The organism is Brachybacterium sp. AOP25-B2-12 (assembly GCF_052378625.1).
Lineage (GTDB): Bacteria > Actinomycetota > Actinomycetes > Actinomycetales > Dermabacteraceae > Brachybacterium.
In genome coordinates this window covers 14,958-32,190 of sequence record NZ_JBQSXW010000003.1, presented here as the reverse complement: position 1 = coordinate 32,190, position 17,233 = coordinate 14,958, and the positions used below count along the sequence as shown (strand labels likewise).

General features: G+C 71.4%; 13 protein-coding genes and 1 pseudogene. 6 read left to right on the top strand and 8 right to left on the bottom strand.

Features of this window, described 5'->3' with window-relative positions:
• Positions 1-34 precede the first annotated feature (34 nt).
• The 3 genes from ACT3TZ_RS03000 to ACT3TZ_RS02990 are packed head-to-tail and all read left to right on the top strand — an operon-like array spanning position 35 to position 3,281.
• A complete protein-coding gene (locus ACT3TZ_RS03000; RefSeq protein WP_444581913.1) occupies positions 35-1,420 on the top strand; it encodes an extracellular solute-binding protein in 1,386 nt (461 codons plus the stop codon).
• Positions 1,417-2,382: a carbohydrate ABC transporter permease gene (locus ACT3TZ_RS02995; protein ID WP_444581912.1), complete on the top strand. Its 966-nt coding sequence runs from the start codon at positions 1,417-1,419 to the stop codon at positions 2,380-2,382. The genes ACT3TZ_RS03000 and ACT3TZ_RS02995 overlap by 4 nt, the downstream gene beginning before the upstream one ends.
• On the top strand, positions 2,379-3,281 hold the full coding sequence (locus ACT3TZ_RS02990) for a carbohydrate ABC transporter permease (RefSeq protein ID WP_444581911.1): 903 nt from the start codon (positions 2,379-2,381) through the stop codon (positions 3,279-3,281). The genes ACT3TZ_RS02995 and ACT3TZ_RS02990 overlap by 4 nt, the downstream gene beginning before the upstream one ends.
• A 56-nt stretch (positions 3,282-3,337) precedes the next feature.
• Here the strand turns inward: ACT3TZ_RS02990 and ACT3TZ_RS02985 are convergent, their stop codons facing one another.
• From ACT3TZ_RS02985 to ACT3TZ_RS02975, 3 genes are all read right to left on the bottom strand, one after another.
• Positions 3,338-3,967, bottom strand: coding sequence for a hypothetical protein (locus ACT3TZ_RS02985; protein ID WP_444581910.1), 630 nt, complete (start codon positions 3,965-3,967; stop codon positions 3,338-3,340).
• Complete coding sequence (locus ACT3TZ_RS02980) at positions 3,856-4,479, bottom strand: hypothetical protein (RefSeq protein ID WP_444581909.1); 624 nt, start codon at positions 4,477-4,479, stop codon at positions 3,856-3,858. Before ACT3TZ_RS02980 ends, ACT3TZ_RS02985 begins: the two co-directional genes overlap by 112 nt.
• Before the next feature lie 142 nt (positions 4,480-4,621).
• The gene (locus ACT3TZ_RS02975) at positions 4,622-5,521 is read right to left on the bottom strand and encodes a formyltetrahydrofolate deformylase (RefSeq protein ID WP_444581908.1); all 900 of its coding nucleotides are present in this window, start codon (positions 5,519-5,521) and stop codon (positions 4,622-4,624) included.
• Between ACT3TZ_RS02975 and ACT3TZ_RS02970 the strand changes: the two are divergent.
• Positions 5,520-6,689: pseudogene (locus ACT3TZ_RS02970) on the top strand (low temperature requirement protein A); the annotation flags it as partial. The gene ACT3TZ_RS02975 and the pseudogene ACT3TZ_RS02970 sit on opposite strands and share 2 nt — an antisense overlap.
• 95 nt (positions 6,690-6,784) lie before the next feature.
• On the opposite strand, the gene ACT3TZ_RS02965 reads toward ACT3TZ_RS02970, so the two are convergent.
• Both ACT3TZ_RS02965 and ACT3TZ_RS02960 read right to left on the bottom strand, forming a co-directional pair.
• On the bottom strand, positions 6,785-8,101 hold the full coding sequence (locus ACT3TZ_RS02965; RefSeq protein ID WP_444581907.1) for an LLM class flavin-dependent oxidoreductase: 1,317 nt from the start codon (positions 8,099-8,101) through the stop codon (positions 6,785-6,787).
• A 2-nt stretch (positions 8,102-8,103) separates the two neighbouring features.
• Entirely contained in the window at positions 8,104-9,573 is a 1,470-nt protein-coding gene (locus ACT3TZ_RS02960; RefSeq protein WP_444581906.1) for an O-acetylhomoserine aminocarboxypropyltransferase/cysteine synthase family protein, read from the bottom strand.
• A 499-nt stretch (positions 9,574-10,072) separates the two neighbouring features.
• On the opposite strand from ACT3TZ_RS02960, the gene ACT3TZ_RS02955 reads away from it, so the two are divergent.
• Together ACT3TZ_RS02955 and ACT3TZ_RS02950 are read left to right on the top strand one after the other, a co-directional pair.
• Positions 10,073-12,229: a glycosyltransferase family 39 protein gene (locus tag ACT3TZ_RS02955; protein WP_444581905.1), complete on the top strand. Its 2,157-nt coding sequence runs from the start codon at positions 10,073-10,075 to the stop codon at positions 12,227-12,229.
• Positions 12,226-13,596 carry a glycosyltransferase gene (locus ACT3TZ_RS02950; protein WP_444581904.1) on the top strand — a complete coding sequence of 457 codons (1,371 nt, stop codon included), beginning with the start codon at positions 12,226-12,228 and terminating at the stop codon, positions 13,594-13,596. Before ACT3TZ_RS02955 ends, ACT3TZ_RS02950 begins: the two co-directional genes overlap by 4 nt.
• An 86-nt stretch (positions 13,597-13,682) precedes the next feature.
• Here the strand turns inward: ACT3TZ_RS02950 and ACT3TZ_RS02945 are convergent, their stop codons facing one another.
• The 3 genes from ACT3TZ_RS02945 to ACT3TZ_RS02935 are packed head-to-tail and all read right to left on the bottom strand — an operon-like array spanning position 13,683 to position 17,219.
• Complete coding sequence (locus tag ACT3TZ_RS02945; protein WP_444581903.1) at positions 13,683-15,356, bottom strand: glycoside hydrolase family 13 protein; 1,674 nt, start codon at positions 15,354-15,356, stop codon at positions 13,683-13,685.
• A gap of 46 nt (positions 15,357-15,402) precedes the next feature.
• Positions 15,403-16,293 (bottom strand): carbohydrate ABC transporter permease, encoded by an 891-nt coding sequence (locus ACT3TZ_RS02940; protein ID WP_444581902.1) that lies wholly within the window; start codon positions 16,291-16,293, stop codon positions 15,403-15,405.
• Positions 16,290-17,219, bottom strand: coding sequence for a carbohydrate ABC transporter permease (locus tag ACT3TZ_RS02935; protein WP_444581901.1), 930 nt, complete (start codon positions 17,217-17,219; stop codon positions 16,290-16,292). Before ACT3TZ_RS02935 ends, ACT3TZ_RS02940 begins: the two co-directional genes overlap by 4 nt.
• Positions 17,220-17,233: the final 14 nt, after the last annotated feature.

Below are 17,233 nucleotides of genomic sequence, written 5' to 3'. Positions count from 1 at the left end.
CTGCTCGACCGTCGACACGGACGAGGAGGTCCTGATGCCGAACCCTGCGCGCCCACCGGACCGGCGCACCTTCCTGCGGTACGTGGGAGGTGCCGCGACCGTCCTGCCGCTCGCGGCCCTCACCTCGTGCGGCACCTCCGCGGTCGATGACCCCGACGTCATCCGGATCGCCTTCCAGCAGTTCGGCTCCGGCACGCTCATGGAGCAGTGGATCAACCGGACCGCCGCGTCGTACACCAAGACCTACCCCGAGCGCACGATCGACCTGCTGCCGATCGTCGCCTCGGAGAACGACTACTTCACCAAGAACGAACTGCTCATGTCCTCCCCGCGGACCTCGCCGGACTGCGTGTACGAGGACACGTTCATCCTGCTGTCCGACGTCGGCGCCGGATACATCCGCCCGATCGACGAGCTGGTGGCCGGCTGGGCGGACTGGGAGCAGATCGCCGAGGCGAGCCGCGAGGCGGTCACGGGGGAGGACGGCAAGGTCTACGCCGTCCCGACCCACACCGACACCCGCGCCCTCTGGTTCGACAAGGACGTGCTGACGGCCGCGGGCCTGCCGGAGGACTGGCAGCCCACGGACTGGAACGGGATCCTCGACGCGGCCCGGACGATCAAGCAGGCCACCCCCGATGTCACCCCCTTCTTCCTCTTCTCCGGGAAGGCACAGGGCGAGAAGGCGTCGATGCAGGGCTTCGAGATGCTGCTGTACGGGACGCCCAGCCGGCTCTACGACGAGGACACCCGCAGGTGGGTGATCGGCTCGCAGGGCTTCCTCGACGCGCTGACCTTCCTGCGGACGGTGTTCGAGGAGGAGCTCACGCTCCCCGTCTCCCGGCACCTCGATCCCAACATCGGGGAGACCATCTACACCCAGCTCATGCCCGAGGGGAAGATCGGGATCCTCCTCGACGGGTCCTGGATCTCCCAGAACTGGACGGAGGGCGCCCCCAACCCCTGGCCGGAATGGGAGGCCACCATGGGCCTGGCGCGGATGCCCACCCAGGACGGCGGCGGCGACGGCTTCGTCACCCTGGCGGGCGGCTGGTGCTGGACGCTGCCGCAGTACGTCACCGATCCCGAGATCGCGTTCTCGTTCATCGAGGCGCTCTGCACCCGCGACAACCTCGTCCAGCGGGCGATCGAGGACAACCACATCACCGTGCGCGCCGACGTCGCCGAGGTCGAGGAGTACCGGACCTATTCCCCGACAGCCGAGTTCTTCACGGGACTCCTGGAGACCGCGTACTACCGGCCCACGCTGCCGGCCTACCCCGAGGTCTCCTCCGCGATCCAGGAGGCGATGGAGTCCGTGATGACGATGTCCCGCACCCCCGAGCAGGCCGCCGCGGCCTACGACACCGCCGTCACGGGGATCGTCGGCGCCGAGAACGTCGAGAAGGAGGGGTCATGAGCACCGTGACCGACGAGACCGCCGTGCCGGCGGGAGGACCGACGCCCGGCACCCCGCCCCCGGCTCGCAGGACGGGACGCCACGGCATCGGCGACCGGCTGACGTTCCGGCGCGGGATCCCGATGATCCCGGCCTTCGCCCTGCTCGCGCTGTTCATGCTGGGGCCGATCCTCTACTCGCTGTACCTCGCGTTCACCGACAACGCGCTGCGCGGCGACGGCGCCGCGGAGACGTCGTTCGTGGGCGTCGACAACTTCCTCGAGGCCTTCGCGGACCCGGCGTTCTGGAACTCGGTGCTGCTGACCGTGATCTTCACGGTCGTCTCGGCGGTCATCGGACAGAACATCCTGGGACTGTTCCTGGCGACCATGATGGAGAAGGCGCACCGCGCCGTCACCTACGTCGTCACGGCGATCATCATCGCCGCGTGGATCCTCCCCGAGGTCGTGGCGGGCTACCTGCTCTACACGTTCTTCGCGGACCAGGGGAGCCTGAACGCGTTCCTCACGACCATCGGCCTGCCCGCCCAGGACATGCTGTTCACGGCGCCGATCATCGCGGTGAGCTTCGCCAACGTGTGGCGCGGCAGCGCCTTCTCGATGCTCGTCTACTCGGCGGCGCTCGGCTCGATCTCGCCGGACGTGTACGAGTCCGCGTCCCTCGACGGCGCCGGGCCGATCCGACGCTTCTGGTCGGTGACGATCCCGCTGCTGCGGCCCGCGATCGCCACCAACCTCATGCTCATCACGCTGCAGACGCTGTCGGTCTTCGGCCTCATCTTCATCATGACCGGCGGCGGTCCCGCCCAGCGGAGCCAGACGCTGCCGCTGTACATGTACGAGCAGGCGTTCTCCTACGGCCAGCTGGGGTACGGCACCGCCGTCGCGCTCCTCCTGCTGCTGATCGGGGCGATCGCCTCCCTCGTCTACCTGCGCCTGCTGCCCGAGGAGGAGAAGCGATGACCACCGACGTCCGCACCGATGCAGGCAGGCCCGTGACCCGTTCGCCCGGCGCCGTGCGGCGCGCGCGCCGCGGCGGGTCCCGCGCCCGGACCGCGATGGGCGCCTCCTCGCTCGCGATGATCGTGATCGGGGTGATCTTCCTCGTCCCGCTGCTGTGGGTGGTGCTCGCCTCGTTCAACACCGAGGCCTCGCTCTCGGTGCAATGGCCCGAGCGCTGGTCGCTCGGGAACTTCGCGGCGATCTGGAACACCGACACGACGTTCCGACCGCTGCTGAACTCGCTGATCCTCTGCGGTGGGGCGACGATCGTGACGATGGTCGCGGCCGTGCTGTGCGCCTATCCGATGTCCCGGTACCGGTTCCGCGGCAAGCGCACGATCCTGCTGACGATCATCTTCTCGACGGGCCTGCCGATCACGGCGATCATGATCCCCGTGTACTCGCTGTTCGTGCGGGTCAACCTCATCGACTCGATGCCGGGGGCGATCCTGTTCCTGGGGGCCTCGTCCCTGCCGTACGCCATCTTCCTCACCAAGGGGTTCATGGACGCGGTGCCGATCGAGATCGAGGAGAGCGCGTGGACGGAGGGCGCGGGCGTCCTGCGCACCCTGACGTCGATCGTCATCCCGCTCATGAGGTCGGGGCTCTCGGTGGCCACGATCTTCACGTTCGTGGGCATGTGGGGCAACTTCTTCGTGCCCTTCATGCTGCTGCTGACGCCGGACAAGCTGCCGGCGGCGGTCACCCTGTACACCTTCTCCTCGCAGTACGGGCAGGTGGCGTACGGGCAGCTCGCGGCGTTCTCGCTGTTCTACTCGCTCCCGGTGGTGGTGCTCTACCTGCTGCTGGGTCGCGGCCTGGGCACCGGGTTCGCGGCGGCCGGGGGCGTCAAGGGCTGAGCGTGGCCGGCCGGGCGTGGCGGTCTCCCTCCCGGGGCGACCGCCACGCGCGGGCCTCAGCGAGAGCCGACCAGGTCCCCGGCGGCCGTGCTCGCAGCCTGCGTGGGGGCGCCCGCCGGCGGCGTGCCGCCCCCGTCGGACGGGGGCGTGCCCCCGGGGCCACCGCTCGGCGGCGTGCCTCCCTGCGGGGGTGCCCCGCCGCCGTCGCTCGGTGCGCCGCCCCCACCGCCCTCAGGGACCGCGCCGGCCTGCGGGGTGGTGGTGGGGTCGATCGCGACCGGGAGGGTCACGGTGTACCCCGCGGTGACGTCACCCTCGGCGTCGGCCAGCTGGAGCTCCCCGCCGTCGTCGCCGAAGACGTTGTCGGAGTCCAGGGTGATCGCCGCGAGGTTCTGGGCCGAGCCGTCGTACCCGGTGGTCGCGTAGACACCCTCGCTGACGGCTTGGGGTAGCGCGACCTGGGACGTGGCCAGCAGATTGTCGGTGCTCGTGATGGAGGCCTCGTCGGGGTAGACCTCGACGTGGATGTGCGGCCACCGGCCGGAGTAGCAGCCCGGGTAGATGCTCGTGAAGGTCACCGTGCCGTCCTCGCCCGCGATCTGCACGCCGCGCAGGTAGTTCTCCTCCTGCAGGGTCTCGGCGTACATCGAGTACTGCCCGTCGGCGGTGCAGTGCCAGACGTACACGGCGACGCCGCGTAGGGGGCGTTGTCCTGGGACAGATCGGTCAGCCAGAGCGTGAGGGTCATCGGCACCCCGGTCGCGGTGGCAGAGCCGGTGCCGAAGCTCGAGCGGAGGTCCTGACGGACCACGCCGCTCTCGGTGAGCACGTCCGGGCCGTTGCTGCCGTCCCCGGGGTAGGGGCCCGCGGTCTCGTCGGGGATCTCCCCGCCGGAGGTGCCGCCGTCGGAGGCGGAGGAGCTCGTGGAGCCCTCGGTGCCGGCCGCGCCGCAGGCCGCCAGCCCCAGCGCGGCCGCGCTCCCGCCGAGCAGGGCCAGCGAGCGCCGCCGGCTCAGGAGCGTGCCGATGTCGAAGCGGAGTCCCTGGTCGACGACGGGCTCGTCGGGATGGTCGAGGGGCCGTCCCTCGTAGGTCGGACGCTCCGCGTCCGGTGGACGGACCCCGTGTGCGGGGTGGTCGCCGGGAACCGACGCCGGTGCGCTGTGATCACGGGGGTCGGGCAGGTGTGCTGAGGTCATGGGGCGTTCCTCGGATCGTCGTGTGCTGAACGATCCCGACGCTATGACCTGGCTCTATGCCGGGCCCCGGTCATTGCTGTGCACATCCTGTGCCACAGAGGGTTCCCGCTGCGGTGCGCCACCGGGGCCTGCCCCGGGCCTCTCAGCGGAAGACGACGGTGCGCTGGCCGTCCAGGCGCACGCGGGACTGCGCGAACCAGCCGACCGCCCGACGCAGAGCCCGGACCTCCTCGTCGCGCCCGAGCGCCATGAGCTCGGCGGGGGAGCGGGTGTGGTCCACCCGGGCCACGCTCTGCTCGATGATCGGACCCTCGTCGAGGTCGCTGGTGACGAAGTGCGCCGTGGCGCCGATGAGCTTGACGCCGCGCTCGTAGGCCTGCCGATAGGGGTTGGCGCCCTTGAACCCGGGGAGGAACGAGTGGTGGATGTTGATGCATCGCCCGGACAGCTCCGCACAGAGCTCGGGGGACAGGATCTGCATGTACCGCGCGAGCACCACGAGCTCCACGTCGTGCTCCTGCACGGCCTCGAGGACCCGCTCCTCGAAGGCCGCCTTCTCGGCGGCGCCCCGGGTCGGCAGGGCCTCGAAGGGCACGTCGTGGAAGGCGGCCAGGCGCGCGAGGTCCGGATGGTTGGCGAGGATCAGGGGCACGTCGATCGGGAGGTCGCCGCTGTCGCGCTGGACCAGGAGGTCGCGCACGCAGTGGGGAGCCGTGGAGGCCAGCAGCAGCGTGCGCCGGTGCCGGCCGGCGACGTCCAGGGTGTGGGTCACGCCGTAGCGGGAGATGACGGGCGCCAGCGCGCTCTCGAGGTCGGTGAGGGAGGCGGACGTCGAGACCTGCAGGCGCATGTGGAAGCTGCCGGTGGCGGTGCTGGTGAACTGCTGGCTCTCGTCGATGTTGCCGTCGACGGCGATCACTGCTCCCGTGATCGCGTGGACGATCCCGGGCCGGTCCGTGCACACGAGCGTGAGGACGTACTGCTCGTGCGCGGTCCCGGAGGTGCCCTGCGCGGCCGGCTCTGTCGTGAAGGCGCTGGTCATGCGGGGAAGTCTAGGTCACACGGCCGGGAGGGCCCGTCATCGGCCAGGGCGGGGGATGATGCGGGGACCGGACCGCGCCACCCACGTCGGCCTCGGCCGATCGTCGCACCGATCCTGGGGGCACCTCGTCCCGCATCAGCACCCCGCCGACCTCGTGACACGCCGCTCCCGCTGCGCGACGCGCTCGTCGGTCCCGCGTCCCTGCTCCCCACCCCTCGACCCGGAGGCCTTCTCGATGTCGACTCCCACGGATTCCCATCGCCTCGTCCCGATGCCTCCTCGTGACCCCCACGCACCCGGGCGGGTCGCGTCGAGCCTCGAGCTGTTCTTCGACCTCGTGTTCGTCGTGGCGGTCAGCATCGCCTCGGTCCAGCTCCACCACGCCCTCGCCGAGGGGCACGTGCTCCACGGGATCCTGCTGTTCGCCTTCGCGTTCTTCGCGATCTGGTGGGCCTGGATGAACTTCACCTGGTTCGCGACGTCCTTCGACACCGACGACTGGCTCTACCGGGTGCTCGCCATCGTGCAGATGAGCGGCGTGCTCGTGCTGGCCACCGGGATCGAGCCGATGTTCGTCGACGACGACCTCACGATCTCCGTCGTCGGGTACGTGGTCATGCGCGTGGCGATGGTGACGCAGTGGCTGCGGGCGGCCCACGGCGCACCCGAGCTGCGGGCCACCGCCCTGCGCTACGCCGGAGGGATCGCCCTGGTGCAGGTGCTCTGGCTCGGCATGCTCGTGGTCCCCGAGCACCTGCGGATGCCGGTCGTGCCCGTCCTGATCCTCGCCGAGCTGGCCGTGCCGCTGCTGGCCGAGCGCGGCCACCGCACTCCCTGGCATCCCCACCACCGGGCGATCCGGTCCTTCGGGTCCTCGCTGCGCGACGGGTACGCCCACTACGTCGTGTTCGCGGCCGCCGCGGCGTTCTCCGCCGGGATCGAGCTGCAGATCGACGCGATCTCCGGGGAGGCCGAGCTGGGGCACGTCGGGACGGCGCTGGCCGTCAGCGTGCCCGTGGCCCTGTTCGTGCTCGGCATCTGGTGGATCGCCATGCGCCGCGAGGCACCGCGCGCCGTCAACATCGCCATGCCGCTGGTGGTTGCGCTGGTCCTGCTGGACGCGCTGCTCCCGCTCAGTGTGGCGCTGACGGCGGTGATCATGGCCGCGGCGGTCGCGGTGCTGGTGATCTGGCGACCGCTGCCGGAGCGTGCCCCGGTCCAGGACTTACCGTCCGCCCGCCCGAGAGGCGGACGGACGCAGCCTCAGAAGTCCCGGAGGTTCGCGGTCACCCCGCCCTCGGCGTACTCCCGACGCAGGATCCCGCGCCGCCGCAGGACGGGCACGAGGTCGTCGAGCATGCGATGGACGGTCACCGGGTGCAGGTCCCCGGAGAAGATGAAGCCGTCGGTGTGCGCCTCCTCGCCCGCCTCCTCGAGGAAGTCCGCGAGCTCCTCGGCGGTACCCACGAGCCCGCTGCGGTCGGCGAGCCGACCGAGACGCGCATGCTGGGACAGGATGTTGCGCAGCGAGGCATCCGGGTCCTCGAGATGGCGGCCGCGCAACCCCGAGATGGTGCCCCGGGAGACGTGGTCCCCGAACACGCCCGGGTCCAGCGGGGCGTCGAGCTCCAGGGCCGTCAGGTCCGTCTCGGCGTCCGAGGACCAGGCATGGGCGATGACCGCGAGGTCCGCCTCGGTGGGATGAGCCGAGGCCGCGACGATCCGATCGGCCTCCTCGGCGCTGGCCACGAGTCGCGGCTTGAGCACGAAGAGCGTCCTGATGAGATCCTCGCGGCCGTGGACGGCGGCGGCCTTGCGGACCTTCTGGCGATAGGTGCGCAGCGACTCGATGTCGAGACGGGCCAGCGCGAGCTGGACGTCGGACTGCGCACCGGCGAAGCCGAGCCCCCTCGGGGACCCTCCGGGGGAGACGATGAGCGGGTCGTCGGCGTCGAAGGGCACCGCGTTCAGCGGGCCCTCGAAGGCATGGTGCGTGCCACGATGGGAGACCGCCTCGATGTGGGCCGCGTCGGCGAAGCGTCCGCTCGCCGGGTCCTGGACCAGGGCGCCCTCGTGCCAGCTGTGCCACAGCTCGCGGATCCCGCGCATCCAGTCGTCGGCGCGGTCGTAGGCGGCGTCGTGATCCAGGGGCTCCTGGCCCAGGTGGCGTGCGCTGCCGACGTCCGTGACGACGTTGATGCCCACCCGCGAGTCGCTCAGATGATGCAGGCTGGCGAACTGCCGGGCCGCGACGTAGGGGAGGTAGGAGCCGACGTTGACGGTCGGGACGATCCCGATGTGCTCCGTCGCGTCCAGGAGGTACGGGGTCAGGGCCACCGGGTCGTGCTTGGGTGCGCCGTAGGCGCCCCGCACCCGCAGGTCCAGGGTCGAGGGATTCCCGGCCGACAGGGCGTCCTCGATGATCACGAGGTCCAGGCCCGCCTGCTCGAGCTCGCGCACGGACTGCTGGTAGAGATCCGGTCGGCGCCAGTCGTAGCCCCAGTCCCAGTCGGCGCGTCCCCATCCCTGGGGTCCGAAGCCGCGGGACAGGAACCATCCGAAATGCTGGGGTCGAGCCATGATCAGGCCTCCTGGGCGGTCAGCGCGCGGTGCGCGAGGGCGACGGGGGACGTGGCGGCGCGTGCCGCCGGACCCGTGACCGGGCCGGGAAGGGCCGGAGCCTTCCGTCCGTCCGGGGACCCGTCGGCCTCGACGGCCGCGGGGACGGGGCGCCCGATGGCGTCGAGCGCCTGGGCGAGATCGGCCAGGAGATCCTGGACGTCCTCGATCCCGACCGAGAGCCGCAGCAGGCCGGGACCGATCCCGGAGCTCTCGAGCTCGGCGGGCGTGCGCAGCAGATGCGTGGTCGAGGCCGGGTGCAGGATCAGCGACCGCACGTCCCCGAGGTGGGTCATGCGGGTGAACACCTCGACGGCGTCGAAGACGGCGCGTGCCGCGGGCAGCCCCCCGGCCAGCGTCACCGCGAACACCGAGCCGCAGCCGTCGCCCAGGAGGCGCCGCGCCGTGGCGTGATGCGGACTCCCGGGCAGTCCCGCGTAGTCCACGCGGGCCACCTCCGGCCGCTCGGCGAGGAAGGCGGCGATGGTCGCGGCGTTCTCGCTCTGGCGCTCGACCCGCAGCGCGAGGGTCTCGAGACCCTGGCCGATGAGGAAGGCGTTGATCGGGGACGGCGCTGCGCCCAGGCGGGGCACCACCAGGTCCCGCAGGTAGATGGCGAAGGCGCGATCCCCGCTGCGGTCCAGCGCGGTGAGCCCGTCCGGGCCGGTGCGCTCGGCCAGCTGGGGGTAGCGGGACTGGTCCCAGCGGTCCGCGGGAGCCAGCACGATCGCGCCGCCCAGGGCGCTGCCGTGCCCGGCCAGGAACTTGCTGGCCGAGTGCACGACGACGTCCGCGCCGTGCTCGAGGGGCCGCAGGAGGGCGGGCGTGGCGAGGGTGTTGTCGACGACCAGGGGGATCCCATGACGGTGCGCGATGCCGGCGACCGTCGGGATGTCGAGCACGTCGTTGCGGGGGTTGGGGATCGACTCCCCGAAGGCCGCCCGGGTGCGATCGGTGATCGCGGCCTCCCAGGCGGCGGGGTCCGCGGGGTCCCCGACGAAGTCGACGCCGATCCCGAAACGCCCGAGGTGCTCGAGGATCAGGCCCTTGGTGCCCTCGTAGATGCTCGCGGAGGACACCAGGCGGTCCCCGGCGCTGAGCAGTCCCAGCAGGGTGGCGGCGACGGCGGCCTGGCCGCTCGCGAGCAGGATCGCCTCGTCGCCTCCTTCGAGGGAGGCCAGGCGGGCCTCGACGGTGCGGGTGGTGGGGTTGCCGTGGCGGGTGTAGACGAACCCGTCGTCCTCGCTCTCCCCGGCGAAGCGGGCGTGCGCGTGGTCGAAGTCGTCCAGCACGAATCCCGCGGTGAGATAGATGGGCGTGGCCCGGGCGGCGTGCCCGTCCCCCGGGGTCGTCGTCGTGGACAGGGCTCGGGTCGAGAACGCGCGCCCCCGGTCCTGTGCGAGCGTCCCGGGGTGGTCGGTCCTGATGCTCATGGTGTCCTTCCATGGGCGGGAGCAGCGTGCCCTGCTCCGGCCTGGGTCAGACCTTAGGGATCCTTGGGTCCTCGCGCGAATCCGGCCGTCACATCGCGTCATCCGCGAGGGCGCCGGAGGGTCGCTCGCGCGCGTCGGAGCCTCCCGCAGTCGTACCGTCGAGCGCGTCGACGGGGGCGCGGACGGCCAGGCGAGCCGAGATGGCGCTCTTGCGACCGGACCATGGGACGGGCGCGGACGACGGGCCCGCCGCGCCCTGTGCCGAAGCCGAGGAGGACGGGGGGGAGCGAGCCGGGTGGGACGGGCGCGGGGCCGGAGGGCGCGGGCACAGGGCCGGGTGTTGCGGTCATGGGCGCCACCGTGGGCGCTGCGGCTGTCGATCTGCTGTGCATCGGCCCCGCGTCCGGCTGTGACGTGCGCGGATCCGGGCCCGCGGGCGCACAAGCGGCCCATCGGCCTCGCACAGCAGGGGCATAGGGATCGGGTCGAGCCTGTCGCCATGTCCACGACCGCAACGCCCCGACCGCTCGTCCCCGCCACGCCGCCGGGAAGCCCGTCCCCGGGCGACGCCCCCGGATCCCCGAGGACCAGGGACCCCCGATGGGCCCTGTTCGCACTCCTGGGACTGCTGGCCCTGACCGGGGTGCTGTACTTCTGGAACCTCACCGTCAACAGCTATGCCAACGCGTTCTACTCCGCCGCCGTGCAGGCGGGCTCCGTCAGCTGGAAGGCGTTCTTCTTCGGCTCCTCGGACGCGGCGAACTCGATCACCGTGGACAAGCCCCCCGCCTCGCTGTGGGTGATGGCGCTGTCGGTGCGCCTGCTGGGGCTGTCCTCCTTCTCGATCCTCCTGCCGCAGGTGCTGATGGGGATCGGCACCGTCCTGGTGGTCACCCGCACGGTGCGACGGACCTCGGGCATCGGGGCCGGTCTGCTGGCGGGGGCTGCGATGGCCCTCACGCCGGTGGCGGTGCTCATGTTCCGCTTCAACAACCCCGACGCGCTGCTGGTGCTCCTCATGGCGCTCGGGGCCTGGGCCACGGTGCGGGCGATCGAGCGCGGATCGATCCGCTGGATGGCCCTCACGGGTGCGCTGATCGGACTGGGCTTCCTCACCAAGACCCTGCAGGTCTTCCTGGTGGTCCCCGTGCTGGGACTCGCCTTCGTCCTGTTCGCGGCGACCGGGCTGCGACGGCGACTGCTCGGGGCCCTCGTCGCGCTCGGGTCGCTGGTCGTGATGGGCGGATGGTGGGTCGCGATCGTCGAGCTGATCCCGGCGAGCCTGCGCCCGTACGTCGGCGGCAGCCAGGACGACTCCTTCCTCGAGCTCACCTTCGGCTACAACGGCCTGGGTCGCATCAACGGTGACGAGACGGGTTCCGTCGGCGGGGGAGCAGGAGGTGGCGGTGGCCAGGCCTGGGGGTCGACCGGGCTGGGTCGGATGTTCTCCGAGGCCACCGGCGGCCAGATCTCCTGGTTGCTGCCTGCCGCGCTCATCCTGCTGGTCGCAGGGCTCGCGCTGCGCGGTCGCCGGCCCCGCACGGACCTCGCGCGGGCGGGCCTGGTGGTGTGGGGCGGGTGGCTGCTCGTCACGGCGCTGACCTTCAGCTTCATGGCGGGGATCTTCCACGACTACTACACCGTGGCACTGGCCCCGGCGATCGCCGCCGTGGTGGGCACGGGCGTGGCCGAGCTGTGGCGCGCACGGTCGCGTCCGATCCCGCGGATCGTGCTGGCCGTCGCGATGCTCGCGACCGGCGGCTGGGGGTACGTGCTGCTGTCACGCACCACGGAGTACGGGCTCTGGCTGCGGGTGCTGGTGCTGGTCACCGGCATCCTCGCGGCCTGCGGGTTCCTGATCCTGCCGCGTCTGCGGCGTCCGATGCTCGTGGCGCTGATCGCCGCGGGCCTGATCTCCGCGTTCGCGGGCCAGGCCGCCTATGCGGTGACGACCGTCTCGACCGCCCGCACCGGCTCGATCGTGACGGCCGGCCCGAGCACGGGCCGAGGCGGCCCCGGCGGGATGGGCGGCGCAGGCGGGATGCCCGGCCGGAACGGCGGGCAGGGCGGCGGGCAGGGCGGCGGCCAGGCGGCCGGGCCGCAAGGCACAGGCAACCAAGGCACAGGTGGGCAGGGCGCAGGTGGGCAGAACACCGGCCCCCAGGGCACCGGAGGGTCCGCGGGCGCCCCCCAGGGCGGGACGGGCGGCGCGCAGGGCCCCTCGACCTCCCCGGGACAGGGCGGCGAGGGGCAATCCCGAGGAGGCGGCGGCATGGGGGGCCTCCTGTCCGCCTCGACACCGAGCGCGGAGGTCGTCGCGGCCCTGGATGCCGACGCCGGGGACTACACGTGGGTCGCTGCGACCATCGGGAGCCAGAACGCCGCGGGACTGCAGCTGGCCACAGGTCACCCCGTGATGGCGATCGGCGGGTTCAACGGCTCGGATCCGAGCCCGACCCTTGCGCAGTTCCAGCAGTACGTGGCCGACGGTCGGATCCACTACCTGCTCGAGAGCTCCCGGATGGGTCAGCAGAACGGCGGATCGACCGCCTCCCGGGAGATCCTGGCATGGGCCGGCGAGCACTACGCGACGGTCACCCTGGGCGACCAGACCTTCTACGACCTCACCCAGCCGCTGGCCGGAGCCACGTCATGAGCGCCGACCTCTCGACCGGCACCCCGCAGGTGCTGCCCTCGCGCGCCGGGGAACCCCGGCCGGCCAGGGGCTCCCGGGCAGGGGCCGAGGCCCCGATGGGTCCGGCACCGGCACCGGCATCGGGGTCGGCGCCCGCCCTCGGGCTCCTCGAGGACCGGGTCGGCACGACCGTCCTCGAGGTGGTGATCCCCGTGCTCGACGAGGCGCGGAGCCTCGCGGCCTGCATCGCGCGGCTGGACCGGCACCTGCGGGACACCTTCCCCTACCCGTACCGGATCACCATCGCCGACAACGGCAGCACCGACGGGACCGACCGGATCGCCGGCGAGCTCGCCCGCACCACATCGACCGTGTCCGTCCTGCGTCTGGACCGTCGCGGGCGGGGGCTCGCCCTGCGCGCGGCATGGAGCGCCTCGGACGCCTTCGTCCCGGCGTACATGGACGTGGACCTGTCGACGGACCTGGACGCCCTGTGGACGCTCGTGGCGCCGCTCATGTCGGGACATTCCGACCTCGCGATCGGCACCCGCCTGCACCGCTCCTCGCGGGTCATGCGCGGTACGCGCCGCGAGGTCATCTCGCGGTGCTACAACGCGGGGCTCTCGGTGGCGCTCGGCGCCTCGTTCACCGATGCGCAGTGCGGCTTCAAGGCGATCCGGGGCGATGTCGCGCGCGAGCTGCTGCCGCTGGTCCGGGACGATGCCTGGTTCTTCGACACCGAGCTGCTCGTGATCGCCGAGCGCTGCGGGTTCAGGATCCACGAGGTCCCCGTCGACTGGTACGACGACCCGGACTCCCGGGTGGACGTCGTGGCCACGGCCCGCGACGACATCCGCGGCGTCCTCCGGCTGCGGGGGGAGCTGCGCCACGACGAGCTGCCGATCCAGGAGATCCGCGGCCGGATGGGACGCACGATGCCCTCCGCCCAGACCGGGGGACAGGTCATCCGGTTCGCGGCCGTGGGTGCCTTCACGACCGTGGTGCATCTGGGCGGCTTCACGCTGCTGCACCTGCTGGGCATCCTCGGCGCGCAGGGCGCCAACACGCTGGCCCTGCTGGTGGCCACGGGCGTCAACACCTCCGTGAACCGGCGCTGGACCTTCGGTGTCCGCTCGCGTCGGGGAGCCCTGGTCCACCAGGCGCAGGGCCTGGGGGTGCTGGTCCTGACCTGGGCGCTGACCACGGGCGCACTCGCCGGCCTGGACGGTGTGTGGCCGACGGCCCCCACCGGGGTGCAGACGGTCGTGCTCGGCGCCGTGACGATCGTGTCCACGGTGGTGAAGTTCCTGGTCATGCGGCGCTGGAGAGGGAGCGGCCCCGAGCTCGACGGGAGCGTCGCAGCACGGTCCGAGGGCGCCCCGGCGTGACAGGGGGCGGCGCCCGGACATGCCGCGGGCCGGTACCACCACAAGCGGTGGTGCCGGCCCGCGGTCCTGGGTCGTGCGTCCGGCGGTCAGCGACGCAGCCAGGCCGTCGTGGCCCCGGGCAGACGTCCCTGCTCGTCGAGCGGGCTGCTGGTCAGGAGCACCTCGCCCTCGGGCAGCTCGACGGGAGCGTCCCCGAAGTTGGTGGCGACCGTCCACCCGCCGGGGCGCGTGAAGACGAGCACGTCCCCGCCGCTCAGACGCTCGTCGAACTCGAGGTGCTCGCCGGACTGCAGCGCGTGGCGCAGGGCGAGTGCGCGACGGTACAGCGACAGCGTCGAGTCCGGATCGGACTCCTCGGCCTCGACCGAGCTGTCGGCGAACCAGTCCGGCTGGGGCAGGTGCGCCCCACCCTCGCCGAAGCCGGCCGACGAGCCCTCGCGGGACCAGGGGAGCGGCACACGGCAGCCGTCGCGCCCCTTGTCGATCCCCGGGCTGCGGAAGAACGTCGGGTCCTGACGGTCCGCGTCGGAGATCTCGGCGACCTCGTGCAGGCCCAGCTCCTCGCCCTGGTAGAGGTAGGCGCTGCCGGGCAGCGCCAGCTCGAAGAGGGTCGCGGCGCGGGCACGCCGCAACCCGAGGTCCGCCTGCAGAACGGGCTCGGTGCCTCCCGAGAGCACCCAGCGGGTGCCCTGCTTGTGGCTGGTGTCCTCACCGCGGGGCGGCAGGCCGTACCGCGTGGCATGACGCACCACATCGTGGTTGGAGAGCACCCACGTGCTCGAGGAGCCCGAGGCCTCGGCCAGGCGCAGGTTGTCGGTGACGATCGCCCGGAACTGCGCGGGATCGAAGTCCGCCTCGAGCAGGTCGAAGTTGAACGCCTGGCCCAGCCCCTCCGAGGAGGCGTAGCGGACCCGGCGATGGGCCTCGACCCACGCCTCGGCGACCGCGGTGCGGGGCGGGTCGTACTCCTCGAACACGCCGCGCCAGCCGACGTAGATCTCGTGGACCTCGTCGCGGTCCCACAACGGGTTCTCCCCGTCGCCCTGGAGCGCCTCGATCTCCGCCGTCGAGGGCAGGTGCTCGGGGAGGTCCTTGGCCAGCGCGTGCGCGACGTCCACCCGGAAGCCGTCGACCCCGCGATCCGACCAGAAGCGCAGCGTGGTCAGGAAGTCCTCGCGCACCTCGGGGTTGGCCCAGTTCAGGTCCGGCTGCTCCGGGGCGAAGCTGTGGAGGAACCACTGCCCGTCCGGGACGCGCTCCCAGGCGGAGCCGCCGAACATCGCGGTCCAGTCCGAGGGCGGGATGGACCCGTCCTCCCCGAGGCCGTCACGGAAGATGTACCGGGCACGGGCGGCCGAGCCGGGCTCGGAGGCGAGCGCCACCTGGAACCAGACGTGACGGTCCGAGGTGTGGTTGGGGACGATGTCGACGATCACGCGGATCCCGACCCCGTGCAGGCCGGCGACGAGCTCGTCGAACTGCTCGAGCGTGCCGATCCGGGGATCGACCGCGCGGTAGTCGTCGACGTCGTAGCCGCCGTCGGCGAGCGCCGAGGGGTAGAAGGGACTCAGCCAGACGGCGTCGATCCCGAGGGCGTCGAGGTAGGGGATGCGGGAGATCATCCCGGTCAGGTCCCCGATGCCGTCGCCGTTGCCGTCGGCGAACGAGCGCGGGTAGATCTGGTAGACGGATGCCTGGCGCCACCAGTCGGCCTGGTCGGCGGCGGGACGGCGCTGGGCGTCGACAGCGGTCGTGGTCATGCGTGCTCCGTTTCGTGGGTGCGTGCGGTGGTCTGAGGGCGTGCGGTCACTTGATGGCGCCCTGCGTGAGCCCGGACAGGACCCAGCGCTGGGTGAGCAGGTACACCAGGATCGCCGGGCCCATCGCCATGAGGTACGACGCGAAGGCGACGTTGTAGTTGTTGCTGAACTGCGTCTGGAAGATGCTCTGGAGCACCGGCAGGGTCTGCAGCTGCGGGTCGGAGATGATGAGGCTCGGCATCATGAAGTCGTTCCAGGATCCCAGGAACGCGAAGATGCCGACGGTGGCCGCCATGGGGGACAGCAGCGGGAACACCAGGCGCCAGAAGACCTGCCAGGTGCCGGCGCCGTCGATCCGCATCGACTCCTCGAGCTCGAGGGGCAGCGAGCGCAGGAATGCGGTGAACAGCAACGTGTTGAACGCGAGACCGAAGACAATGTGCAGGATCGCCACGCCCACTGGGTTGTCGAGGCCGAAGATGCCGGTCAGACGGATCTGCGGCAGGGCGACCACGGGGAAGGGGATGAACATCGCCGCGAGCAGGTAGAAGAACGACCAGCGGAACAGGCGACGATCCCAGTTGCGCACGATCGCATACGCGGCCGCGGAGGACAGCAGGATCGCGCCGGTGACGGCGATCGCGGTGACGAACACGGAGATCGCCAGGGCCCGTGGGAAGTCCGTGAGCGCCCAGGCCTCCGCGAAGCTCGAGAGCGTGAACGGGGCGGGCAGGGAGAAGGCGTTGCCGTCGACGGCCTGGGCCGAGGTCTTCAGCGCCATCGTGATGGTGACGTACAGGGGCACGAAGATGGTGATCGAGCCGATGATCAGGAGGATCGTCAGCGGCCAGCGGCCGCGGGCGCCACGGCCCTTGAGCGGCGCCGTGTCAGCGCGCCGGGTCTCGTCTGCGATCGGTGTGGGGGCGATGATGGTCATGATCCGAACCCGGCCTTTCCGCGGGTCAGGCGCAGCTGGAGCAGCGCGATGACGACGGTGATGAGGAAGAAGATGGCGGCGTTGGCCATCTGGTAGGCGTAGTCGCCCCCGCTGAAGCCGTTGAAGATCGCCATCGCGATCGACCGGGTCGAGACCCCGGGGCCACCGTTGGTCAGGCCGACGATGATGTCGTATGCGTTGAGGAAGCCCTTGAAGCCCAGGATCGTGTTGATGACGATGTACCCGGCCGTCAGCGGCAACGTGATGTTCCACAGGCGCCGCGTGGAGCCGGCGCCGTCGATGGCCGCGGCCTCGTAGACCTCTCCGGGGATCGTGAGCAGGCCGGCGATGTAGATGAGCATCGTGCCGGGGATCGCCTGCCATGCGGTGACGAAGACGACCGACAGCCACGCGAGGTCGGGGTTGGCCAGGATGCTCGTGGACAGCGTCTCGATCCCCATGGCCTGCCCGATCGCCGGCAGGGAGTTGGAGAAGAGGAACTGGAAGACGTAGGCGATGATGATGCCCGAGATGACCATCGGGATCACGTAGATGGTGCGCAGGGCCGTCTTGAAGCGGATGCTCGAGGTCAGCGCGAGCGCGAGCAGGTAGGCGATCGCGTTGACGACGATCACCGTCACGAGGGCGAAGCCCAGGGTGAATGCGTAGGCGGAGAGGATGCCCTCGTCTCGGAACAGCGCGATGTAGTTGCGCACGCCGATCCACTCGAAGTCGCCGAAGCCGATCGAGTTGGTGAAGCTGTAGGCGAAGCCGATGACGGCCGGGACCGTGATCGCGACCGTGAAGAGCGCGAGCGAGGGCAGCAGGAAGAGGTAGAAGACGGGGTCGACGCGGCGCCGTGACCTCGGCGTCACGGGAGCGCGCCGCCGACCCCGGGCCGGTGCGGCCGAGCTGGGTGCAGACATGGTGTGTCCTTCGG